This is a genomic window from Pseudomonas sp. TE4620 (assembly GCF_056279045.1).
This window is the reverse complement of the sequence record NZ_JBWBQO010000001.1, coordinates 685,734-707,198: the sequence shown is the minus strand read 5'-3', so window position 1 is coordinate 707,198 and position 21,465 is coordinate 685,734. Positions and strand designations below refer to the sequence as shown.

20 protein-coding genes and 1 tRNA gene are annotated in these 21,465 nt (G+C 62.8%); 9 read left to right on the top strand and 12 right to left on the bottom strand.

The window, feature by feature from the left end:
• Nucleotides 1-72: 72 nt before the first annotated feature.
• Entirely contained in the window at nt 73-2,637 is a 2,565-nt protein-coding gene (locus ACZ9A3_RS03365) for a fimbria/pilus outer membrane usher protein (RefSeq protein ID WP_408980940.1), read from the top strand.
• Nucleotides 2,638-2,655: 18 nt separating this feature from the next.
• Here the strand turns inward: ACZ9A3_RS03365 and ACZ9A3_RS03360 are convergent, their stop codons facing one another.
• The 6 genes from ACZ9A3_RS03360 to dapA form a co-directional block, all read right to left on the bottom strand.
• A complete protein-coding gene (locus ACZ9A3_RS03360) occupies nt 2,656-3,225 on the bottom strand; it encodes a DJ-1/PfpI family protein (RefSeq protein ID WP_093386310.1) in 570 nt (189 codons plus the stop codon).
• A gap of 132 nt (nt 3,226-3,357) precedes the next feature.
• A tRNA-Ser gene (locus ACZ9A3_RS03355) sits at nt 3,358-3,447 on the bottom strand.
• Nucleotides 3,448-3,540: 93 nt separating this feature from the next.
• A complete protein-coding gene (purC, locus tag ACZ9A3_RS03350; protein WP_045193505.1) occupies nt 3,541-4,251 on the bottom strand; it encodes a phosphoribosylaminoimidazolesuccinocarboxamide synthase in 711 nt (236 codons plus the stop codon).
• Between the two features lie 27 nt (nt 4,252-4,278).
• Nucleotides 4,279-5,037, bottom strand: coding sequence for an MBL fold metallo-hydrolase (locus ACZ9A3_RS03345; protein ID WP_476252136.1), 759 nt, complete (start codon nt 5,035-5,037; stop codon nt 4,279-4,281).
• Complete coding sequence (gene bamC / locus ACZ9A3_RS03340) at nt 5,038-6,150, bottom strand: outer membrane protein assembly factor BamC (RefSeq protein ID WP_093386324.1); 1,113 nt, start codon at nt 6,148-6,150, stop codon at nt 5,038-5,040.
• Between the two features lie 17 nt (nt 6,151-6,167).
• Nucleotides 6,168-7,046 (bottom strand): 4-hydroxy-tetrahydrodipicolinate synthase, encoded by an 879-nt coding sequence (gene dapA, locus ACZ9A3_RS03335; protein WP_093386329.1) that lies wholly within the window; start codon nt 7,044-7,046, stop codon nt 6,168-6,170.
• A gap of 260 nt (nt 7,047-7,306) precedes the next feature.
• Here dapA and ACZ9A3_RS03330 point away from each other — a divergent pair, with 260 nt between their 5' ends.
• Both ACZ9A3_RS03330 and ACZ9A3_RS03325 read left to right on the top strand, forming a co-directional pair.
• Nucleotides 7,307-7,867: a glycine cleavage system transcriptional repressor gene (locus tag ACZ9A3_RS03330; protein ID WP_038996628.1), complete on the top strand. Its 561-nt coding sequence runs from the start codon at nt 7,307-7,309 to the stop codon at nt 7,865-7,867.
• An 11-nt stretch (nt 7,868-7,878) separates the two neighbouring features.
• A complete protein-coding gene (locus ACZ9A3_RS03325) occupies nt 7,879-8,352 on the top strand; it encodes a peroxiredoxin (RefSeq protein ID WP_213602161.1) in 474 nt (157 codons plus the stop codon).
• Nucleotides 8,353-8,425: 73 nt separating this feature from the next.
• On the opposite strand, the gene ACZ9A3_RS03320 is transcribed toward ACZ9A3_RS03325, so the two are convergent.
• Together ACZ9A3_RS03320 and ACZ9A3_RS03315 are read right to left on the bottom strand one after the other, a co-directional pair.
• On the bottom strand, nt 8,426-9,496 hold the full coding sequence (locus tag ACZ9A3_RS03320) for an AI-2E family transporter (RefSeq protein ID WP_045193511.1): 1,071 nt from the start codon (nt 9,494-9,496) through the stop codon (nt 8,426-8,428).
• A gap of 24 nt (nt 9,497-9,520) precedes the next feature.
• Nucleotides 9,521-9,760 (bottom strand): sulfurtransferase TusA family protein, encoded by a 240-nt coding sequence (locus tag ACZ9A3_RS03315; protein ID WP_045193512.1) that lies wholly within the window; start codon nt 9,758-9,760, stop codon nt 9,521-9,523.
• A gap of 124 nt (nt 9,761-9,884) precedes the next feature.
• Here ACZ9A3_RS03315 and ACZ9A3_RS03310 point away from each other — a divergent pair, with 124 nt between their 5' ends.
• On the top strand, nt 9,885-11,318 hold the full coding sequence (locus ACZ9A3_RS03310; RefSeq protein ID WP_045193514.1) for a M48 family metalloprotease: 1,434 nt from the start codon (nt 9,885-9,887) through the stop codon (nt 11,316-11,318).
• A 58-nt stretch (nt 11,319-11,376) separates the two neighbouring features.
• Here ACZ9A3_RS03310 and nadA read toward each other — a convergent pair whose 3' ends face one another.
• The 4 genes from nadA to ACZ9A3_RS03290 all read right to left on the bottom strand — a co-directional run bounded on the left by nadA (nt 11,377) and on the right by ACZ9A3_RS03290 (nt 16,050).
• Nucleotides 11,377-12,435 carry a quinolinate synthase NadA gene (gene nadA, locus ACZ9A3_RS03305; protein ID WP_476252135.1) on the bottom strand — a complete coding sequence of 353 codons (1,059 nt, stop codon included), beginning with the start codon at nt 12,433-12,435 and terminating at the stop codon, nt 11,377-11,379.
• A 226-nt stretch (nt 12,436-12,661) separates the two neighbouring features.
• The gene (locus ACZ9A3_RS03300) at nt 12,662-14,158 is read right to left on the bottom strand and encodes a YdgA family protein (RefSeq protein ID WP_176794291.1); all 1,497 of its coding nucleotides are present in this window, start codon (nt 14,156-14,158) and stop codon (nt 12,662-12,664) included.
• 54 nt (nt 14,159-14,212) lie between these two features.
• A complete protein-coding gene (locus ACZ9A3_RS03295) occupies nt 14,213-15,082 on the bottom strand; it encodes an isocitrate lyase/PEP mutase family protein (protein ID WP_093386357.1) in 870 nt (289 codons plus the stop codon).
• Between the two features lie 53 nt (nt 15,083-15,135).
• A complete protein-coding gene (locus tag ACZ9A3_RS03290; protein WP_045193518.1) occupies nt 15,136-16,050 on the bottom strand; it encodes a helix-turn-helix domain-containing protein in 915 nt (304 codons plus the stop codon).
• A gap of 174 nt (nt 16,051-16,224) precedes the next feature.
• Here ACZ9A3_RS03290 and ACZ9A3_RS03285 point away from each other — a divergent pair, with 174 nt between their 5' ends.
• The 5 genes from ACZ9A3_RS03285 (at nt 16,225) to ACZ9A3_RS03265 (ending at nt 21,389) form a co-directional block, all read left to right on the top strand.
• On the top strand, nt 16,225-17,583 hold the full coding sequence (locus tag ACZ9A3_RS03285; RefSeq protein WP_115088513.1) for a glutamine synthetase family protein: 1,359 nt from the start codon (nt 16,225-16,227) through the stop codon (nt 17,581-17,583).
• A gap of 50 nt (nt 17,584-17,633) precedes the next feature.
• Entirely contained in the window at nt 17,634-18,722 is a 1,089-nt protein-coding gene (locus tag ACZ9A3_RS03280; protein WP_045193519.1) for a polyamine ABC transporter substrate-binding protein, read from the top strand.
• A complete protein-coding gene (locus tag ACZ9A3_RS03275; RefSeq protein ID WP_476252134.1) occupies nt 18,719-20,017 on the top strand; it encodes an NAD(P)/FAD-dependent oxidoreductase in 1,299 nt (432 codons plus the stop codon). Before ACZ9A3_RS03280 ends, ACZ9A3_RS03275 begins: the two co-directional genes overlap by 4 nt.
• Before the next feature lie 114 nt (nt 20,018-20,131).
• Nucleotides 20,132-20,542, top strand: coding sequence for a hypothetical protein (locus tag ACZ9A3_RS03270; RefSeq protein ID WP_093386367.1), 411 nt, complete (start codon nt 20,132-20,134; stop codon nt 20,540-20,542).
• Between the two features lie 58 nt (nt 20,543-20,600).
• Nucleotides 20,601-21,389, top strand: a complete 789-nt coding sequence (locus ACZ9A3_RS03265) for a hypothetical protein (RefSeq protein WP_256326761.1) — start codon at nt 20,601-20,603, stop codon at nt 21,387-21,389.
• The last annotated feature ends 76 nt before the right edge of the window (nt 21,390-21,465 follow it).

Sequence of the window (21,465 nt, the reverse complement as noted above, 5' to 3'; positions counted from 1 at the left end):
AGGCGTTAAGCCTGCGCGTAACTGCGCCCCTCGCCGCGCCCAGTCGTTATTCGGGATACAAGGTTCCTTCGCATGTCTTTATCTTCCGGTAACAGGCCAACTCATTGCGCCGGCCAACGTGCGTGCGCTCCGTCTGCAACTGCCCGTCTGTGGAAGTTGAGTGCCCTGTCGCTGGCCGTGCTTGGCGCGATGCCGGTGCTGGCCGCGCAGGACACCGGCGATGCGCAACAACTGGAAGCCTTCAACACCACCTTCCTGCAAGGCGCACCTTCGTCGGTCGACCTGCAACTGCTGCTGTCGGCCAACAGCGTGTTGCCGGGCAACTACCGGGTCGACCTGTACAGCAACGAAGTGCTGGTGGGCCGGCGTGACATCGATTTCAACCGCAACCCGGCCACCGGCCGCGTCGAACCGTGCCTGACCCTGGAGTTGCTGCAACAGCTGGGCATCGACCTGAACAAACTGCAGGCCCAGGGCAAGTTCGACCCGGACACCCCGCAAAGCTGCTACGACCTGCCCAGCCTGATCGACCAGGCCAGCCTGCGCTATGACGCCGCGCGCCTGCAACTGGCGGCCAGCGTGCCGCAAGTGGCAATGCAGCGCGGTATCCGTGGCTACGTCGACCCGGCGCTGTGGGATGACGGTGTGCCGGCGGCGTTCATCAACTACCAGTACAACAGCAGCCGCAGCGCCGGCGATGCCGACACGCGCATCGCCAATAACCTCGGCCTGCGCAACGGCATCAACCTCGGTGCCTGGCGCTTGCGCAACGAGTCGAACTTCACCAGCAGCACCGGTCGCCCAAGCACCTTCAAGAGCAACCGCAGCTACCTGCAGCATGACGTCACGGCCATCAAGGGCCAGTTCAGCGCCGGGGATATCTTCAGTGACACCGACCTGTTCGACAGCGTGCGCTATCGCGGTGTGAAGCTTGCCTCCGACGAAGGCATGCGCGCCGACAGCGAACGCGGCTACGCGCCGATCATCCGTGGCGTGGCACAAACCAACGCCACCGTCGAGATCCGCCAGAACAACTACATCCTGTACACCGCCAGCGTGCCGCCAGGGCCGTTCGAGATCAGCGACATCTACCCGTCCGGCTCCAACGGCGACCTGCAAATCACTATCGTCGAGGCTGACGGCCGCCGTCGGGTGACCACCCAGGCGTTCTCCAGCCTGCCGATCATGGTCCGTGAAGGCCAGGTCAAATACAGCGTCTCGGCCGGCCAGTTCAACAGCAACACCGACGGCATGGCCACCCCGAACATCCTCAGCAGCACCCTGGCCTACGGTATCAGCAGCAGCCTCACCGGGATCATCGGTGTACAGGCCAGCGACAACTACAAGGCGCTGTCGCTGGGCGCCGGCAAGAACACTTCGCTGGGCGCGGTGTCGTTCGACGTCACCCATTCGAGCAGCCGCGCACTGGGGCAAACCACCCAGGGCAACAGTGTGCGTGCCCTCTACGCCAAGACCTTCACCGGCACCGACACCAACTTCACCCTGGCCGCGTACCGCTACTCCACCGAAGGTTTCCGCACCCTGACCGATCACGTCCAGGACTTGAGCAGCGACCTGGAGCGGCGCCCAGGCAACTCCAAGACCCGCACCGACCTGACCATCAACCAGAGCATGGGCCGCAACCGCGAACTGGGCAGCCTGTACGTCAACGCCAGCGACCAGCGCTACTGGAACCGCGGCGGTTCGCAGAGCTTTTCGGCCGGCTACAGCAACAACTGGGGCGAAGCCAGCTACAACCTCGGCGTCACCCGCACCAAGGATTTGGGCGACGGCTACGGCGGCTCAAGCAGCGATACCCAGTTCAACCTGTCGGTGTCCTTCCCGCTGGGCAGCCGCGCCCGGGCGCCGCGTGCGTTCATCACCACCAGCACGCAAAAAGGCGGCGACAGCACCCAGGTTGGCGTCAACGGCTACCTGTCCGAAACCAGCGACACCTTCTATTCGGTCCAGGGCGGCAACAGCAGCTCCGGCGGCAACTCCGCCTCGGCCAACCTCAACACCCGCACCTCGGTGGCCGACATCACCCTGGGCTACAGCCAGGGCCGCGGCTACGACTCGCAGAACCTCAACGTATCGGGCTCGGTGGTTGCCCACCAAGGCGGCATCAACCTCGGCCAGACCGTCGGCGAAACCTTCGCCCTGGCCCAGGTGCCGGGCGTCAAGGGCGCCAAGATCAGCAGCTACAGCGGCGTCGAAACCGGGCGCAACGGCTACGCAGTGATTCCCAACGCGCAACCTTACCGGGTCAACTGGATCAGCCTGGACACCCGCGAACTGGGCGGCGACATCGAAATCGACAACGCCACCCAGCAACTGGTACCGCGCCGCGGCGCTGTGGTGGTGGCCCGCTACACCGGCAAGAGCGGGCGGCGGGTGCAGTTCGAGCTGTTCGACGAACAGGGCGCGATGATCCCGTTCGGCGCCTCGCTGGAAGACGCCAGCGGCAAGCAACTGGCAATTTCCGACCCCAACGGCAAGGCGCTGGTGTTGCTTGAAGAAGACCAGGGCAGCCTGACCATCAACTGGGGCGAGCGCCAGTGCACAGCGCCGTATAGCCTGCCGGAGCGGGACAAGGCACTGAACTATGAGCGTCAGCGGTTGGTGTGCAGGCCGTAATCACCAGGGCCAAGTGGTTTACTCATGTTCAGCGGCCAACATTGATCTGAACTGAGAAACCGCCTCGGCAGATAAACCCGCAGCTTCAAATACTGCACAGGTGAAGCTGACAGGTGCAGGGCCTGGCGCAGTTATGATCCGGTCTGCAACCATGGTGCCTGAACAGTCTTGATAAAGAGCCTCGCCTTTATAACTTGCGGCATGTTGTTTGAGGAAATCCACGCTGTTCGAGGTGTGAGGCATCGTATTGAGAAGGTCAGCCCTCGCCAGCGCCAGCGTTCCTCCACATATTCCGGCGATAGTTGCCCCCGCGTCTCGGCTGGCACGAAGAAAGTCCCCAATATCTGGAGCATCTGCGTGTTCCCAGAGCTGTCCCCCGACGATGACGGCAACATCTGGTTTCCAGTCCAGGCATTGTTCCAGACTGCTATCGAGCGTGACCGCCAATCCTCCCTGCGAGAGGAATTGCCCTGGAACAGGGGTGAAAAAACCAAGGTCGATTCCGTAAAACGGTGATGCGGTTCCTGCAATAAAGGCATATTCCCAATCAGCAAAACCAGGTGTCAGAACCAAAGCTATGCGTGCCATTTGTTCGAATCCTCCTTGAATTCCGAGACCATGATGCGGCGAACAACCCCTTGTCTCCGGCGGCTATTACGCGCAGAAACGAAAAAGCCCCCACAAACATAAATGTTTGCGGGGGCTTTTCTTTACTGCATATGGCGGAGAGATAGGGATTTGAACCCTAGGTACTGTTGCCAGTACAACGGATTTCGAATCCGTCCCGTTCGGCCACTCCGGCATCTCTCCAGTGGCGCGCATGATACCAGCAGTTTGCCGAAAGGCAAAGCCTGTTTGCGAAAAAAATTCGCGTGGTATCAGGCGCTTGCGTGAACTTGCCGGTTACAGCGGCACACCCAGGCGTTTGGCAACTTCTTCGTAGGCTTCGATAACGTCGCCCAGACCCTGGCGGAAGCGGTCCTTGTCCATCTTCTTGCGGGTTTCTTTGTCCCACAGGCGGCAGCCGTCCGGGCTGAATTCGTCACCCAGGACGATCTCGCCGTGGAATACGCCGAACTCAAGCTTGAAGTCGACCAGCAGCAGGCCAGCGTCGTCGAACAGTTTGTTCAGCACGTCGTTGACCTTGAGCGACAGCTCTTTCATCTTCGCCAGTTGCTCGGCGGTGCCCCAACCGAAGGCCACGACGTGGGATTCGTTGATGAACGGGTCGCCCTTGGCGTCGTCCTTGAGGAACAGCTCGAAGGTGTGCGGGGTGAGCTTCATGCCTTCTTCGACGCCCAGGCGCTTGACCAGGCTGCCGGCGGCGTAGTTGCGCACGACGCATTCGACCGGGATCATGTCGAGCTTCTTGACCAGGCATTCGTTGTCGCCCAGCAGCTTGTCGAACTGGGTCGGAATGCCGGCTTCTTCAAGCTTTTGCATGATGAAGGCGTTGAACTTGTTGTTCACCATGCCCTTGCGGTCGAGCTGTTCGATGCGCTTGCCGTCGAACGCCGAGGTGTCGTTGCGAAACAGCAGGATCAAGCGGTCAGCGTCGTCGGTCTTGTAAACCGACTTGGCTTTGCCGCGGTAGAGTTCTTCACGTTTTTCCATGATGGGCTCCGCTTGCTAAATGATGGGCTAGGCGATTTCACGCCAGTCGAGCCCGGAATCCTGATTGGCCACTTGCAGCCAGTCCGGGTCGCAGCCGAGGGTATCGACGAAGCATTGCCGGGCCAGCTGTGGCTGGTTGTTCTTGCTGCTGAGATGGGCCAGCACCAGGTGTTGCAGGTTCTGCCAGTCCAGCTCCGACACCAGGCGCGCGGCCTGATGGTTGTTCAAATGTCCGTAGTCGCCACCCACCCGCTGCTTCAAAAACATCGGGTACGGCCCGCGTCCGAGCAGGTCGCGACAGTGGTTGGCCTCGATCAGCAGGGCGTCCAGGCCCTGGTAGCTGCTGAGCAGGGCCGCATCATACGAGCCCAGGTCGGTCAGCACGCCAAAGCGCCGGCAGCCATCGCCAAACACGTACTGCAGCGGCTCCAGCGCGTCGTGAGTGACACCGACGGCGGTAACGCTCAGGTCGCCCAGCTGCAAGGTGTCGTTGGCGGCCAGGAAGCCTGCGGCCTCGACCGGCTTGCGCATGCCGCGCAAGGTGCCGCGGCTGAGGTAGACCGGTACATTGTAGCGCCGCGACAGCAACCCGACCCCATGCACGTGGTCGGCATGTTCGTGGGTGACCAGCACCGCGCTCAATTGCGCCGCAGAAACGCCGAGCAGCGCCAGGCGCCGCTCGGTTTCACGCAGGGAAAAGCCGCAATCGACCAGCAGCAAGGTATTGCCACTGGCGATCAGCGTGCCATTTCCCTGGCTTCCACTTCCAAGTACGGCGAAGCGCACTTAACCCAGGTTGTCCTGAATCACGCTCAGCACGCGGCGGGCAACGTCTGCCGGGGCCACGGTGTTGATGTTCTTCTCGACGGTGACCTGGACGCTTTCGCCCACCTTGCTCAGGCGAACCTGGTAGCGCTCGGCACGGGCTTCACGCTCTTCCTTGCTCGGCGCACTGCCGAACAGACGGCTGAAGAAGCCTGGCTGCTCTTTGGTCTCGGCTTTCTCGGCAAGGTTGATGTAGTACAGGCCCAGGCTGCGGTTGATGTCTTCAACGCGCCATTCGCCCTGCTCCAGGGCACGGCCAACGCTGGACCAGGCGCGATCGAGGTCGGCGCCCAGGTTCAGTACCGGGTTGCCGCTGCCGTCTTCGCTGAGGCTGACGCGGCTCGGGGTATCGAAGTCGCGGGCGGCAAGCAACGACACCGAACCGCCCTTCTCGGCGCTGCGGGTCATGCTGGCGAGCATTTCGTCGACCAGGATGGCGTCAACACCGGTGTTGGCCGAACGTGCCGGGAATTCCTGCTCGGCAGTGCTGCCGGCCGGGCGTTCGACGGTCACGACGTAGACTTCACTGGTGTTGCGCTGCACGCCCGGCTCGATGCGGATGCGCGCACGGACTTCGTTGTCGCTGCTGCTCGAGGCACTGCCCAGGCGCTTGGCCATGGATGCCGAGAGTTCGTCGAACCGCTGCCAGGTGGTGTTGAATTCGCCGGTTTGCGGACGCTCTTCGGCAATCCGGAAGCCGTTGTCTTCAAAGAACTGACGGGCCACCGGCCAGACTTCGGCCGGCGAGCGCTGGGCCAGGACCCAACGCGAGCTGCCGCTCTTCTGCAGGCTGAAATCGCTGATGTCGGCCGCGGCGTTCAACGGCAGCGGACGCGGCACTTCGAATTCGCCCTTGACGTTGTCGTCGGCGACGTTGCGCGGGATCGGCAGCAGCGGGTCGAGCCGCTTGGCGCTGCTGACGTCCGGTGGCAGCTGCATTGGCGGCTTCTGGGTGGCCTCCAGATAATCGCTGCCACGGTCACGGAAGTAACCCTCTTCGCCCCAGAGCCAGCCGCAACCGCTGGTACTGGAGATGATCAAGGCAAGGGCGGAAAGACCAGCCAATCGCTTCATGCGGTGTACGTCCTCAATTAAAACTTCAGGCCGCACTGGCGCATCGCCTGGCGTACCGTATCGTGACAGGATTCGCTCAGCCAGGTCAGTGGCAGGCGGATGCCCTTGTGCATCAGGCCCATTTCGACCAAAGCCCACTTCACCGGAATCGGGTTGGCTTCGATGAACAGGTCCTTGTGCAGCGGCATCAGTTGTTCGTTGATTGCGCGAGCCTTCTGGGCATTGCCCTCAAGGGCGGCTTCGCACAGATCGGCCATTTCTCGCGGGGCGACGTTGGCGGTAACAGAGATGTTGCCCTTGCCGCCCAGCAGGATCAGCTCGACAGCGGTCGGGTCATCGCCGGACAGGACGATGAAGTCCTTGCTGACGCCGTCAAGGATGGCCTTGGCGCGCTTGAGGTCGCCGGTGGCCTCTTTGATGCCGATGATGTTCGGCACGGTCGACAGGCGGATCACGGTCTCGGCCTGCATGTCGCAGGAGGTGCGGCCAGGGACGTTGTAGAGAATCTGCGGGATGTCGACGGCTTCGGCAATGTGCTTGAAGTGCTGGTACAGGCCTTCCTGGGTCGGCTTGTTGTAGTACGGCACCACCAGCAGGCAGGCATCGGCGCCGGCTTCCTTGGCGTTGCGGGTCAGGTGCACGGCTTCGCTGGTGGAGTTGGCGCCGGTGCCGGCGATCACCGGGATACGGCCATTGACCTGCTTGACCACCGCCTTGATGACTTCAATGTGCTCATTGACATCCAGGGTCGCCGACTCGCCGGTAGTACCGACGGCAACGATGGCGTGGGTGCCGTTTTCCAGGTGGAAGTCCACGAGTTTGCTGAGGCTGTCCCAATCAAGACGCCCTTGTGCATCCATGGGTGTGACCAATGCCACCATACTGCCCGCAATCATGAAACTGCTCCTGCCGGAAAAAGAGAGCGGTAATGGTACTGGCGCCATCGGCCTTGCACAAGCGAAGCAGGCGGGCGGAGCATTCCCCTCGGCGGCCATTTTCGCTACCCTTCTGTCTTTGATCGGTACATAGTGGCCCGCCGGGCTGCCGACAATGCGCGTAGCCAGCGCCGCAAGGCTCGATCCTGAGCCCCGGGCGCCTGCCTACCGGCCTTTTTGCCACGTCAGGTACCGACCGCTCATCGCTTTAGGAATGCTGCATGTCCACCCCCACCGTTCGCGAACAATTCCTTGTCATCAGCGCCCTGGGTGCCAATCCCATGGAACTGACCAACATCCTGTGCCGGGCCAGCAACGACAATCGTTGCTCGGTCGTCACCTCGCGCCTGACCCGCCACGGCGAGTGCAGTGCCCTGGTCCTGCAGGTCGCCGGCAGCTGGGACGCCCTGGCGCGCTTCGAAGGCGCCCTGCCGGGCCTGGCCAAGAAGCACACCTTCACCGTCAACGTGGTGCGCAGCGCCGAGCTCGAAGTTCGCCCGCTGTCGCTGCCGTACGTGGCCTATGTCAGCGCCGCCTACCGCCCGGACATCATCAACGAGCTGTGCCAGTTCTTCATCGACCACCATGTGGAGCTGGAGAACCTCACCTGCGACACCTACCAGGCCCCGCAGACCGGCGGCACCATGCTCAACGCCACCTTTACCGTGACCCTGCCGGCAGGTACCCAGATCAGCTGGCTGCGTGACCAGTTCCTGGACTTCTCCGATGCGCTGAACCTGGATGCGCTGATCGAACCGTGGCGCCCACAGAACCCGATGTAAGGAAGCTTTTCATGGCCGTTGAACTCGACCAACCCGTCGCCGATTTTGAGGCCCAGGCCACCAGCGGCCAGACCGTCAGCCTGGCTGGGCTTAAAGGCCAGCAGGTGGTGCTGTACTTCTACCCCAAGGACAGCACCCCGGGGTGCACCACCGAAGGCCAGGGTTTCCGTGACCAGCATGCAGCCTTCGCGGCGGCCAACACCCAGGTGTTCGGCGTATCGCGTGATGGCATCAAGTCCCACGAGAACTTCAAGGCCAAGCAGGCCTTCCCCTTCGAGCTGATCAGCGACAAGGACGAAGCCCTGTGCCAGCTGTTCGACGTGATCAAGCTGAAGAAACTCTACGGCAAGGAATACCTAGGCGTGGACCGCAGCACCTTCCTGATCGACAAGGACGGCGTGCTGCGCAAGGCCTGGCGTGGGGTGAAGGTGCCCGGGCATGTCGATGCCGTACTGGCTGAGGCGCAGACGCTGAACGCAAGATAAGCCAATCGCGGGGCAAGCCCGCTCCCACAGGTTCTTTCACTCACTGTGGGAGCGGGCTTGCCCCGCGATGCTTTTAGAGCAGCGGCGCCACCACCGGCTCTCGCCGCGGCCAGGCATCCAGCACGGCCTTGAACAGGGTCGCCAGCGGGATGGCAAAGAAGATCCCCCAGAACCCCCACAGCCCGCCAAACAGCAGCACCGCGCAGATGATCGCCACCGGGTGCAGGCTCACCGCCTCGGAGAACAGCAGCGGCACCAGCACGTTGCCGTCCAGGGCCTGGATGATCGCGTACACCGCCATCAGGTAAATGAACTGATCACCCCAGCCCCACTGGAACAGCGCAATCAGGGTTACCGGTACGGTCACCACCACCGCGCCGACATAGGGCACCACCACCGACAGGCCGACCAGCAGGGCCAGCAACGCCGCATAGTTGAGCCCCAGGCTGATGAAGGCGATGTAGGTGGCCACGCCACAGATCAGAATCTCGATGCCCTTGCCGCGAATGTAGTTGGCGATCTGCCGGTTCATTTCTTCGGCCACCCGGGTCATCAGCGCCCGCTCCTTGGGCAGGTAGCCACTGACCCAATCGGCGATCTGCTCGCGGTCCTTGAGAAAGAAGAACACCAGGATCGGCACCAGCACCAGGTAGATCATGATGTTGACCAGCAGCGGCAGGCTCGACAGCGAGAAGGTCAGCGCCCACTGGCCGAACTTGCCGATCTCGCCGCGCATCACCTCGATGGCCTGCAGCACCTGCTCGTCGGAGACCAGGTGCGGGTAGCGCTCGGGCAACAGCAACAGCAGCGACTGCCACTTGCCGAGCATGCCCGGCAGTTCATTGAACAGGGTGATCAACTGATGCCAGAGCAGCGGCACCAGCACCAGCAGGAACACCGCCAGGGCGCCCATGAACAGCATGAACACCAGCCCGACCGCATAGCGCGTGGGCACCCGCAGGCGCTCCAGGGCGTTGACCAGGCCTTGCATCAGGAACGCCAGAACCATCCCCGCCAGCACCGGCGCGAGCATGCCGCCGAGGGTCAGGACGGCGGTGAACGCCAGAAACAGCAAGACCGCCAGCACCACCGCTTCTTCATCGGAGAAGTAGCGCTGCATCCAGTCGCGAAGCACCTTGAACATTGACGATCCTTTAACAGAAAAAACTCAGGCCTTCTTCAGCCAGTAGGTGTAAACACCGGCCTCGGCCTCTTCGAGCAGCAGCGTATGACCGGCCAATCGGGCAAAAGTGCGAAAGTCGCGCTGGGAACCGGCGTCGGTGGCAATCACCTTGAGCACCGCGCCAGTGGCCAGGCGATTGAGCTCCATCTTCGCCTTGAGCAGCGGCAGCGGGCAGTTCAGCCCGCTGGCGTCGAGTTCGGCGTCATGGGTCGGGGTCTCGCTCATGGGGGTCTCCAGGCAGGAATGCGGGCACAGGTAGCATTTTGAACAAGCCCGGTAGGATACCGCCACTGGTCGCCAACGTGCGAGCGGGCTACAGTAAGGTTCTTTGTCGACCAGAGCTTCGTGCATGAATTTTCTGCGCCCTACCCTGCTGACGCTGGCCTGTTTGATGGCGCTCCCCAGCCATGCCGACGACCTGCCGTCACTCGGCGACGCCAGTTCTGCCATTGTCTCCCCGCAACAGGAACACCAGCTGGGCCGCGCCTGGCTCAGCCTGCTGCGGGGCAATGTCAACCAACTGAACGATCCCCAGCTCAAGGATTACGTCGAAACCAGCGTCTACCGCCTGGCCGAAACCAGCCAGTTGCAGGACCGGCGCCTGGAGTTCATCCTCATCGACAGCCGCGAACTCAACGCCTTTGCCGCCCCCGGCGGGATCGTCGGGGTCAACGGCGGGCTGTTCCTCAATGCCCAGACCGAAGGCGAATACGCCTCGGTACTGGCTCACGAACTGGCGCACTTGTCGCAACGCCACTTCGCCCGCGGCGTCGAGGCCCAGCAGCGCATGCAGTTGCCGATGATGGGCGCGCTGCTGATCGGTATCGTCGCCGCCGCGGCAGGTGCCGGTGATGCCGGTATTGCCGCAATTGCCGGCACCCAGGCGGCCGCCATCCAGGAGCAGCGGCGCTTCTCGCGGCAGAACGAACAGGAAGCCGACCGCATCGGTATCCTCAACCTTGAGAAGGCCGGCTATGATCCGCGCAACATGCCGACCATGTTCGAGCGCCTGATGCGTCAGTACCGCTATGACGCCAAGCCGCCGGAATTCCTTCTGACTCACCCGGTTACCGAATCGCGCATCGCCGACACCCGCAACCGCGCCGAACAGGCGCCCAAGGGTGGCACCGAAGACAGCATGCGCTACCAGCTGATTCGTGCCCGGGTGGCGCTGATCTACGAAGGCACCCCCGGCCTTGCCGCCAAGCGCTTCCAGGCCCAGCTCGACGAAAACCCGCAGATGGACGCCGCCCGCTACGGCCTGGCGCTGGCGCAGATCAAGGGCGGGCGCCTGAACGAGGCGCGCGAGAACCTCAAGCCGCTGCTGGCCAAGGCGCCCAACGACATCACCTACAACCTGGCGCAGATCGACCTGGACATCACCAACAACCGCCTGCCCGATGCCCAGCAACGGGTCGAGCGGATGCGCAGCCTGTACCCGGCCAACTACCCGCTGCAACAGGCGCGCATCGACCTGCTGCTCAAGCAGAACCGCCCTGCCGAGGCAGAGAAGGCGCTGGATGCGCTACTCAAGAACCGTCCTGAAGACCCAGACGTCTGGTATGACGTGGCGGAAGTGCGGGGCTTGTCGGGCAACACCATCGGCCTGCACCAGGCCCGCGCCGAATACTTTGCCCTGGTGGGCGACTTCGACCAGGCCCTGCAGCAGCTCGACTACGCCAAGCAGCGCGCCGGCAACAACTTCGTCCTGGCGTCGAAGATCGATGCGCGTCAGCGCGAGCTGATGGAGCAACAGCGGATGGTCAAGGACATGATGCGCTAAGCATCGCGGGGCAAGTCCGCTCCTACGGTAGGAGCGGGCTTGCCCCGCGAAGGCGTCGTCAGGCGTTACCGGACAACTTCATCCGCGCCGCCTGGGTGAAGTCGAGCATACGCTTGAGCGGCTTGATCGCCTGGGGGATCAACGCCGGCTCAACGAAAATCTCGTTAGTGCCTTCCCGCAGGCACTGCAAGGTGCGCTCCAGGGTATTCATCGCCATCCACGGGCAATGCGCGCAGCTGCGGCAGGCCGCGCCGTTACCGGCGGTAGGCGCTTCGATGAAGATCTTGTCGGGGCACAGCTGCTGCATCTTGTAGAAGATGCCGCGGTCGGTGGCGACGATGAAGGTCTTGTTCGGCAGGGTCTGCGCCGCCGCAATCAGCTGGCTGGTGGAGCCCACTGCGTCGGCCAGGTCGATCACCGCCTCGGGCGACTCCGGATGCACCAGGATTGCCGCATCCGGGTACAGCGCCTTCATGTCGGCCAGTTGGCGCGACTTGAACTCTTCGTGGACGATGCAGGCACCGTCCCACAGCAGCATGTCGGCGCCGGTCTGTTTCTGGATGTAGCGGCCCAGGTGCTGGTCCGGGCCCCAGATGATGGTCTCGCCGTTGTCCATCAGGCTTTCGACGATTTCCAGCGCGCAGCTTGAGGTCACTACCCAGTCGGCGCGGGCCTTGACCGCCGCCGAGGTGTTGGCATACACCACCACGGTGCGCTCGGGGTGCTTGTCGCAGAACGCCGAGAACTCATCCACCGGGCAGCCGAGATCGAGCGAGCAGGTCGCCTCGAGGGTCGGCATCAGCACGCGCTTTTCCGGGGTGAGGATCTTGGCCGTCTCGCCCATGAAGCGCACCCCGGCGACCACCACGGTCGAGGCCGCGTGGTTCTTGCCGAAGCGGGCCATTTCCAGCGAGTCGGACACGCAGCCACCGGTTTCCTCGGCCAGGGCCTGGATCACCGGGTCGCAATAGTAGTGGGCAACCAGCACCGCATTTTGCGCCTTGAGTTCGGCGGCAATGGCGGCGCGGTAGTCGGCCTCTTGCTCGGGCGTCAGCGGCGTGGGCTGCTTGGCATCGAGGTGAGCCTGGACGAGAAGGCGTTCGGAAATCTGGGTCATGATCGCTGGACCTGCAGGCGCTTGAGCGCGTAAGTCGAGTGTATCACCGAGCCCTGGCAAATCGGCTACAGGCTCCACAGGCAGGGCAAAACAGCCTTGCGCACAGAACCACGGACCAGCTGCGGCCTCGGGTTTTTATAGGATGCCGAAGGCTACAGATAATCGAATGAATTCAAAAGGTTTTTTTAGTGAAACAAGCCCGGGGCGGGCGCCCCGGGCCTGAACATCAACCGCCGGTCGCCTGCATTGCGCTGGCGTTGGCCATGATCACGCTGGCGAACTGCTCAACGGTCATCTTCTGGCCGTTGAAGTCGACCATGCCATCGGCATAGTGCAGCGAGGTAACAATGTCATTGCCCTCGACCTTGGCCATCTGGCTCTGCACCGCCATCATGCTGACCATTTCCCCGGCCTGGGCCGCTTGCTGGGAAACGATGGCAGCATCGGTCTGGCCTTCGAACTGCGCCTGCAGGGTCGCCAGGTCACCGATCATCGGCTTGGACAGCGACAGCTTGCTCTGCAGCTGGGTGATCAGCTGCTTGGACAGCTCCTCGGGCGGCAGCTCCAGGGAGGTCGGGTTGGCCAGGTCGACGCTGAAGCTGAAACGGCTTTCGCCATTGGCAGTCTTGAACGACAGATTCTCCAGGGCGATCTGCGGCTTGGCTGCCAGCAGGCGCTGCACATCACTGCGCACCTGGGCCGTTTCAGCCTCGGTCATCGCCAGGTCCGGCATGCCTGCACCTTCGGCAGCGGCCTGCTGGAACTCAGGCAGGCGGCTCTGGTACCAGCCGATCAGTGCCTGCATGGCCGGGATGTCGAGACGCTTGAGGCTCCAGACCATCTCGCCGGCACCGATGGCCTTGCCGTCAAAGTTGATGTCGCCAACCTTGTATTCCATGCGTGCCGAGAGCTTGTCGCCGTCGTTCTTGTACTCGTTGTTCTGCGCCAGGCCCTTGAGCTTCAGGACCTTTTGCTCATCGCCGAAGGTGGCGACCGTATCAGCCACGGCCATGTCCATCTTGCCGACATAGAAGCCGAACGGCGTCTTGGTCATGTCGCCGGTCAGGCTCAGGCCCTTGATCTCGACTTTCAGCACTTTGCTGTCAGGGTCGACCAGGTTCAGGCTCAGGCCGCCCGACTGGCCGGTGAGCTGCACGTGTTCGGCGCCTTCGTTGCCGTGGCCGGTGACTTCAAAGCCGGAGAACTTCAGCGATGAGCCGTCCTTGCTCCACTCGATCGGCGCCACCTGGAAAGCGCTGTCCATCGAGCGATCGTAGCCGTAGGCAACCTGGCCTTGCAGCGGCGAAACGTCTTTGGTCAGGGCGAACCAGTCGGCGGTGGCCGCGTCTTTTTCCAGGCTGTAATGACTGGCTGCCATGACCGGCATCAGCTTCAGCGCCTTGACCCGCGACAGCGGCAACGGCCCGTGTTCGATCTGGTCGACAAAATTCAGCTCGAAGCTTTTGCTGTCTTCGCCAACCTGCAGGTTTTTTACCTTGAGGCGGTATTTGGCGGTACTGCTGAACAGATGGCTGTCCAGCGATACCAGCTCAAGCTCCACGAGGGTGTCCATACCCACCAGCGCCTGCTTGGTCTGGGCGTTGGATTCGGCGATGGTGGTTGCCAGCACGCCTGGCAGTTGCTTGCCGGTGTACCAGGCACCCGCGGTGCACACCGCTGCCACTGCCACTGCGAGGCCGAGTACGCCTGTAGATTTCTTCATGAATTGTTTCGCTTCCATTTGTAGAGAGTTGTTGCGTTGACTAAGCCTTGCGGCCTATTCGTTGACGTCCATGTACTCGCGGGCCCAGACGATGTAGTCGTCCGGTTGCGTGTAGGTATGGGTGAGTTCGGTGGCGCTCAGGTCCGAGGTGCTGCAGGTGATGCCGCGCTGCTCGCGCAGGCAGTCGTAGGTGGCCTTGATCGCGGCAAAGTAGGCACCATGGCCATCGACGGCAATGCGCACACCCAGTTCGGCCAGGCGCGCATCATCATGCAGTTGCGGGTTGCCGTAGGTGACCAGCATCAGCGGCACGCTCAGGTGTGCGGCAATCTGTTCCAGGTGTTCGAAGTCGCGGATACCGACAATGCACAAGGCGTCTGCGCCGGCGTTCTGGTAGGCCACGGTGCGGGCGATGACTTCTTCGGTGGCAATCAGCGCCGCGTTGGTGCGGGCAATGATCGACAGCTCCGGGTCAACTCGCGCCTCCAGCGCCGCGCGGATCTTGCCGACCCCTTCGGCGATGCTGATCAGGTCGGTGGACTTGCGCCCGAACTGGGCCGGCAGCAGGGTGTCCTCGATGGTCAGCGCGGCAATCCCGGCACGCTCAAGCTCGGTCACCGTCCGCATCACGTTGAGCGCGTTGCCATAGCCGTGGTCGGCGTCAGCAATTACCGGCAGTTGCGCCACCCGGCCGATCCGCGTCGCCTGCTCGGCGAATTCGCTCAGGCTGATCAGGGCAAAGTCAGGGGCGGCCAGCACCTGCAGGGAGGCCACCGAACCGCCGAGGATCCCCACCTCGAAGCCCAGGTCAGCGGCAATGCGCGCCGACATCGGGTCGAAAACAGAGGCGGTGTGGTAGCAGGCAGGTGAGGCAAGCAGTTGGCGGAACGCGCGACGCAGGTCTTGGTGGGAGGCTCTTGGCATGGTCTTTCCAGGCTATCGACTTCATTTAGTAGGTCGAACATTACCACTGCTGGCTATCTGACTGACAGCGCCACGCGCTTCAGGGTCTCGCTGGGCAGCTCCTTGAACAGCTTGCGGTAGCTGTCGGAAAACCGTCCCAGGTGCCAGAACGACCAATGCATGGCCACTTCGGCGACGGTGGTATCGCTGGGCGTGCAACTGAGCAATTCACGCCGTGCACTGTTGAGCCGGCGCAAGCGCAGCCACTGCGCCGGGGCCATGCCGGTGAAGGTCTTGAAGGCGTGCTGCAGCTGGCGCAGGGACACCCCGGCAACCTGCGAAAGCTCAAGCAGATTGAGGGTTTCTTCCGGGCAATCTGCCGCCCATTCGCCAACCTTGCGCATGATTGCGCGCTCTTCGGTACGCCGCCACAACGCCCCGCGATCGAGGCAGATGCACGCGTTATCGAGGATGAACAGGCAGTCTTCCAGCAACTGCGCGGCCAATGCGTCCTGGCTTGGCGGGTCGATGGTCTGCGAGATGCGCGTGAGGGTGCCGCTCAGCCACCGGCTGAACAGCTCGTTCTGCATCGAGTTCAACGGCGCCATGAACAGCCCGTCGAGGCGGGCGATGTCCAGGCTGTGGCGCTGGACGAATTCCGGGCCGAACACCACGGCCACTTCCTGGTAGTTCTCCGGGGTGATCCAGATGTTGCGGCTTTCGCCATTGAGCACGTAAAGGCTGTGATCGTTGCGGTCGAAACAGAACGCCAGGGAGCCGGCCGGCGCACTGAAATTCTGTTCGACCCGGGTGTTCATGCACTCCTCGTAGATCTCCACGCCCTGCAGGTCGAGGCAGCGCAGCTGGCCGGCGAAATGCCCGGGAGACATCTGTTGGTAATGCTGGGTCCAGCCCGGGGTGGCACGGACCTGTTCGGTGACATCGGCGGTATTGAAAGCTTGAACCCGCAAAGGCGTTGACGCTGTCATGAGCTGCTCTTTATGCACTCTTTTGGTGCATTTTAGTCTTGCTGAAAGTGGATAGATCGAATGCGCAAGCGTCACCCAAGATAGACCTCAACGCGCTACAGGGGAAGCCGCTTGGGTGGCAAGCCGGTCGCAACTGCCGGTCCTGGCGTGGATAAAACCAACAACGAGGTCTTTATGAATGCCCCTTTCGATCAGCTGTCTGCGTGGCTGAAAGAACACAAGATTACCGAAGTCGAGTGCGTGGTCAGTGATCTGACCGGTATCGCCCGCGGCAAGATCGCACCGACCAACAAGTTCCTGCATGAACGAGGCATGCGCCTGCCGGAAAGTGTGCTTCTGCAAACGGTAACCGGGGACTTTGTCGACGACGACATCTACTACGACCTGCTCGATCCGGCCGACATCGACATGGTCTGCCGCCCGGATTCGGCGGCGGTGTACGTGGTGCCATGGGCCATCGAGCCGACCGCCGTGGTGATCCACGACACCTTCGACAAGCAAGGTAACCCGATCGAGCTGTCGCCGCGCAACGTGCTCAAGAAAGTCCTCAAGCTCTACACCGACAAGGGCTGGCAGCCCATCGTCGCCCCGGAGATGGAGTTCTACCTGACCCAGCGCTGCGAAGACCCGGACTTGCCGTTGCAAGCACCGCTGGGCCGTTCGGGCCGGGCCGAAAGCGGCCGCCAGTCGTTCTCGATCGATGCCGCCAACGAATTCGACCCGCTGTTCGAAGACGTCTATGACTGGTGCGAAGCCCAGGGCCTGGACCTCGACACGCTGATCCACGAAGACGGCCCGGCGCAGATGGAAATCAACTTCCGTCACGGCGACGCCCTCGACCTTGCCGACCAGATCACCGTGTTCAAGCGCACCATGCGCGAGGCGGCGCTCAAGCACAACGTCACCGCCACCTTCATGGCCAAGCCGGTGGGCGACGAGCCGGGCAGCGCCATGCACCTGCACCAGAGTGTGATCGACATCGCCACCGGCAAGCCGATCTTCGTCGACGACAACGGGCAAATGAGCGAGCTGTTTCTGCATCACATCGGCGGCTTGCAAAAGTACATCCCCAAAGTGCTGCCGATGTTCGCCCCCAACGTCAACTCGTTCCGCCGTTTCCTGCCCGACACCTCGGCGCCGGTGAACGTCGAATGGGGCGAAGAGAACCGCACCGTGGGCCTGCGCGTACCGACCTCGAGCCCCGAGGCGATGCGCGTGGAAAACCGCCTTCCCGGCGCCGATGCCAACCCTTACCTGGCGATTGCCGCCAGCCTGCTGTGCGGCTACCTGGGCATGGTCGAGAAGATCAACCCCAGCGCTCCGGTCCAGGGCCGCGCCTACGAGCGGCGCAACCTGCGCCTGCCGATCACCATCGAAGACGCCCTGGCGCACATGGAAGACTGCCCGACCATCGAGCAGTACCTGGGCAGCAAGTTCGTCCGCGGCTACGTGGCGGTCAAGCGTGCCGAGCACGAGAACTTCAAACGGGTGATCAGTTCCTGGGAGCGCGAATTCCTGCTGCTCAGCGTCTGAGCCCGAGCTTGTAACAAGTATCGAAAACAACAATTCAAAAAGGTGTCGATATGCGTCCCATGAAAACAGTCGTAACTGCAACCCTGGCGCTGCTGGTCAGCGCCGTGGCCCAGGCCCAGCCCAGTGTCAGCGTGTACAACTGGACCGACTACATCGGTGAAACCACCCTGGCGGATTTTCAGGGCAGCACCGGTATCAAGGTCATCTACGACGTGTTCGACTCCAACGAAACCCTGGAAGGCAAGTTGCTCGCCGGTCGCACCGGCTACGACGTGGTCGTGCCTTCCAACCACTTTCTGGCCCGTCAGGTCAAAGCCGGGGCCTTTCTGAAACTGGACCGCGAGCAGTTGCCGAACTGGAAGAACCTCGACCCGGTGCTGCTCAAGTTCCTCCAGGAGAACGACGCCGACAACCTGCACTCGGTGCCCTACCTGTGGGGCACCAACGGCATCGGCTACAACGTCGACAAGGTCAAGCAGGTGCTGGGCGTCGACCACATCGATTCCTGGGCAGTAATGTTCGAGCCCGAGAACCTGAAAAAGCTCAGCCAGTGTGGCGTGTCGTTCATGGACTCGGCCGACGAACTGTTCCCCGCCATCCTCAACTACATGGGCAAGGATCCGCGCAGCGAAAAGCCTGAAGACTACAAGGCGGCCGAGGCCAAACTACTGACCCTGCGCCCCTACATCACCTATTTCCACTCGTCCAAATATGTCTCGGACCTGGCCAACGGCGATATCTGCGTGGCCTTCGGCTATTCGGGCGACGTGTTCCAGGCCGCCAACCGCGCCAAGGAAGCCAACAACGGCGTGAACATCGCCTACGCCATTCCCAAGGAAGGCAGCAACCTGTGGTTCGACCTGCTGGCGATTCCTTCCGACGCCAGCAACCCGAAAGAGGCCTACGCCTTCATCAACTACCTGCTCGACCCGAAAGTGATCGCCAAGGTCAGCGGCGTGGTCGGCTACGCCAACGCCAACCCGCCGGCCAAGCAGTACATGGACGCGGAGCTGGTCAACAACCCCGAGGTGTACCCACCGCAAGCAGTGCTCGACAAGCTGTACGTGTCCAGCACCCCGACGCCGGCGATCATGCGCCTGATGACCCGCTCCTGGAGCAAAGTGAAGTCGAACAAATGAACCAGTACAGCCCTGAACACGCCCGCTCCTACTACAGCGCCACGGCCCATGACCTGGCGCCCTACCCTGCCCTGGGCGCCGATCTGCAGGCCGATGTCTGCGTGATCGGCGGCGGTTTTACCGGGGTCAACTGCGCCATCGAACTGGCCCAGCGCGGGCTCTCGGTGATCCTCCTCGAAGCCCGGCGCATCGGCTGGGGCGCCAGCGGGCGCAACGGCGGCCAGCTGATCCGCGGTATCGGCCATGAGGTCGAGGGCTTCGCCCGCTACGTCGGCCAGGAGGGGGTGAAGTACCTGCAACGCGCCGGCATCGAATCGGTCGAGGTGGTGGCCGAGCGCGTCCGCACCCACGGCATCGATTGCGACCTGCGCTGGGGCTTTTGCGAACTGGCCAACACCCCGGCGCAGTTCGCCGCCTTGCGTGCCGAGCAGCAAAGCCTGGCCGAGCAGAATTATCGGCATGAAACGCAATTGGTCGGGCCTGAGCAGATGCATCAGGTGGTCGCCTCCGACCTGTATGCCGGCGGCCTGATCGACCGCGGCTCGGGCCACCTGCATCCGCTCAACCTGGTGCTGGGCGAGGCACGCGTGGCCGAATCCCTCGGCGTGCGCATCTTCGAACAGAGCCCGGTGCTGGAAATCAGCCATGGCGCCACTGCGCAGGTACGCACCCGGCACGGTACGGTGCGCGCCGGCAGCCTGGTGCTGGCCTGCAACGCGCACCTGGATGAACTGGAGCCGCGCCTGAGCGGCAAGGTATTGCCCGCCGGCAGCTACATCATCGCCACCGAGCCGCTGTCCCAGGCACAGGCCGAGCAGCTGATTCCACAGAACCTGTCGCTGTGCGACCAGAAGGTCGGCCTCGACTATTACCGGCTGTCGGCCGACCGCCGCCTGCTGTTCGGTGGCGCCTGCCACTACTCCGGGCGCGACCCTGCGGATATCGCTGCCTACATGAAACCGAAGATGCTCAAGGTGTTCCCGCAACTGGCCAATACCCGCATCGACTTCCAGTGGGGCGGCAAGATCGGCATCACCGCCAATCGCTTCCCCCAGGTCGGCCGCCTGCAACAGCACCCGAACGTGTTCTATGCCCAGGGCTACAGCGGCCATGGCCTGAACGTCACCCACTGGACCGCGCGGCTGCTGGCCGAAGCCATTCACGCCGGGCACAGCCAGGGCCTGGATGTGTTCAGCGCGGTGCCGCACCTGACCTTCCCCGGCGGCAAGGCCCTGCGCTCGCCGTTGCTGGCGTTGGGGATGTTCTGGTACCGGCTGCGCGAGGTGCTGGGCTAAGGACGGTTAGCCGTCCGACAAACATCCTTCTTTTCCTTGCGACTGACCCAATTGCAGCTACTTTCAGTTAAGTCTTTGTTTCAGCGCATGACAGGCTTCGGAGGGAATCGAAGGATGATTGCAGGTCTCAAGCTCTACCCGCGCCAGCACTGGTTGCTCGGCGCGCTGCTGCTGGCCCTGGCCGGCTGCAGCAACATCGACGCGCGCACCACCGAGTATGTCGGTGCGCCCCACGCCGCCCCCACCAGTGCCGCCAATGTCCAGGTGCTGCGCAGCGAACCGACCCGGCCGCATACCCGGCTCGGTGAAATCGTCGTCGATGCCAGCGTCGAACCACCTCCGCCGATCACCGAGGTCGAGCAAAAGCTGCGCGAGCAGGCCGCCAGCATCGGCGGCGATGCCGTGGTGGTGGTCTACGACCGTATCCAGCCGGTGTCCGCTTACGTCAGCGGCCCGCTGTGGGACCGCGATATCCGCGCCATCGAAGGGCGCAAGCTCAAAGGCATCGTCATCAAGTACCAGTAATCCATGCGGGTTAACCCGTAACAGCGTTTAACTGCGTCACTGATCAGGCGTTCACGCTATGCAAAGGATTCATGCCGTTTGCTTCGCGCTGCCCTGCGCCCTGCTGTTTGCCCAGGCACCACTGGCCAATAACGCCGAGACCGCGAACAAGAGCAACAACCCGCTCAACCTGGCGCCGGGCCTGAACCTTCAGGATTACTACACGCCGTCACTGTACGACAGCAATGCCCATAGCAACGAACTGCTGGTGCGCGGCACCCTGCCGCTGGCCGCTGGCGACTTCCTGCCGGTGCCGCAACTGCTGCGTGCGACCCTGCCGGTCAGCACCCGCCCCGATCCGCACGGTGGCTACAGCACTGGCATCGGTGACCTGAACCTGTTCGATATCTTTCTGCTCAAGACCGAAGGCGTACAGCTGGGCATCGGCCCGCAAATCACCGCCCCCACCGCCGAACACGACGAACTGGGCACCGGCAAATGGCAGGCGGGCCTGGCAGCGGTCGCTATCGATTCCTCCCCGCGCGGCCTGCTCGGTGCGCTGGTGCAATACCAGAGCTCGTTTGCCGGCGACCATGACCGGGCGCATGTGGAATCGGCCACCCTGCAGCCGTTCATCATCCACAACCTGCCCAAAGGCTGGTACCTGCGCTCCACCGCCACCTGGACCTTCGACCTGAAGAACGACAGCCACTACATCCCCCTCGGCCTGGGCCTGGGCAAGGTATGGAAGTCCGGTAGCAACATCCTCAATGCCTTCGTCGAGCCGCAGTGGACGGTGGAGAAAAAAGGCGATGGCCTGCCACAGTTCACCGTGTTTGCCGGCCTCAACCTGACCCTTGGCAAGTAAGGAGGATTGATGAACCTGCGCCAGCCGCGCCCACGCCCCATTCAACGCCAGCGCCAACCCGGGCAACGGGAAACTG

Excerpts from the sequence above, each read along its gene's own strand:
- ACZ9A3_RS03365 (WP_408980940.1), top strand. The coding sequence starts at position 73 with ATGTCTTTATCTTCCGGTAACAGGCCAACTCATTGCGCCGGCCAACGT.
- nadA (WP_476252135.1), bottom strand. The coding sequence starts at position 12,435 with ATGACCCAGATTTCCGAACGCCTTCTCGTCCAGGCTCACCTCGATGCC.
- ACZ9A3_RS03300 (WP_176794291.1), bottom strand. The coding sequence starts at position 14,158 with ATGAAGAAATCTACAGGCGTACTCGGCCTCGCAGTGGCAGTGGCAGCG.
- ACZ9A3_RS03320 (WP_045193511.1), bottom strand. The coding sequence starts at position 9,496 with ATGTTCAAGGTGCTTCGCGACTGGATGCAGCGCTACTTCTCCGATGAA.
- purC (WP_045193505.1), bottom strand. The coding sequence starts at position 4,251 with ATGGAAAAACGTGAAGAACTCTACCGCGGCAAAGCCAAGTCGGTTTAC.
- ACZ9A3_RS03280 (WP_045193519.1), top strand. The coding sequence starts at position 17,634 with ATGCGTCCCATGAAAACAGTCGTAACTGCAACCCTGGCGCTGCTGGTC.
- ACZ9A3_RS03270 (WP_093386367.1), top strand. The coding sequence starts at position 20,132 with ATGATTGCAGGTCTCAAGCTCTACCCGCGCCAGCACTGGTTGCTCGGC.
- ACZ9A3_RS03290 (WP_045193518.1), bottom strand. The coding sequence starts at position 16,050 with ATGACAGCGTCAACGCCTTTGCGGGTTCAAGCTTTCAATACCGCCGAT.
- ACZ9A3_RS03295 (WP_093386357.1), bottom strand. The coding sequence starts at position 15,082 with ATGCCAAGAGCCTCCCACCAAGACCTGCGTCGCGCGTTCCGCCAACTG.
- ACZ9A3_RS03315 (WP_045193512.1), bottom strand. The coding sequence starts at position 9,760 with ATGAGCGAGACCCCGACCCATGACGCCGAACTCGACGCCAGCGGGCTG.
- ACZ9A3_RS03285 (WP_115088513.1), top strand. The coding sequence starts at position 16,225 with ATGAATGCCCCTTTCGATCAGCTGTCTGCGTGGCTGAAAGAACACAAG.
- dapA (WP_093386329.1), bottom strand. The coding sequence starts at position 7,046 with ATGATTGCGGGCAGTATGGTGGCATTGGTCACACCCATGGATGCACAA.
- bamC (WP_093386324.1), bottom strand. The coding sequence starts at position 6,150 with ATGAAGCGATTGGCTGGTCTTTCCGCCCTTGCCTTGATCATCTCCAGT.
- ACZ9A3_RS03325 (WP_213602161.1), top strand. The coding sequence starts at position 7,879 with ATGGCCGTTGAACTCGACCAACCCGTCGCCGATTTTGAGGCCCAGGCC.
- ACZ9A3_RS03265 (WP_256326761.1), top strand. The coding sequence starts at position 20,601 with ATGCAAAGGATTCATGCCGTTTGCTTCGCGCTGCCCTGCGCCCTGCTG.
- ACZ9A3_RS03275 (WP_476252134.1), top strand. The coding sequence starts at position 18,719 with ATGAACCAGTACAGCCCTGAACACGCCCGCTCCTACTACAGCGCCACG.
- ACZ9A3_RS03360 (WP_093386310.1), bottom strand. The coding sequence starts at position 3,225 with ATGGCACGCATAGCTTTGGTTCTGACACCTGGTTTTGCTGATTGGGAA.
- ACZ9A3_RS03330 (WP_038996628.1), top strand. The coding sequence starts at position 7,307 with ATGTCCACCCCCACCGTTCGCGAACAATTCCTTGTCATCAGCGCCCTG.
- ACZ9A3_RS03310 (WP_045193514.1), top strand. The coding sequence starts at position 9,885 with ATGAATTTTCTGCGCCCTACCCTGCTGACGCTGGCCTGTTTGATGGCG.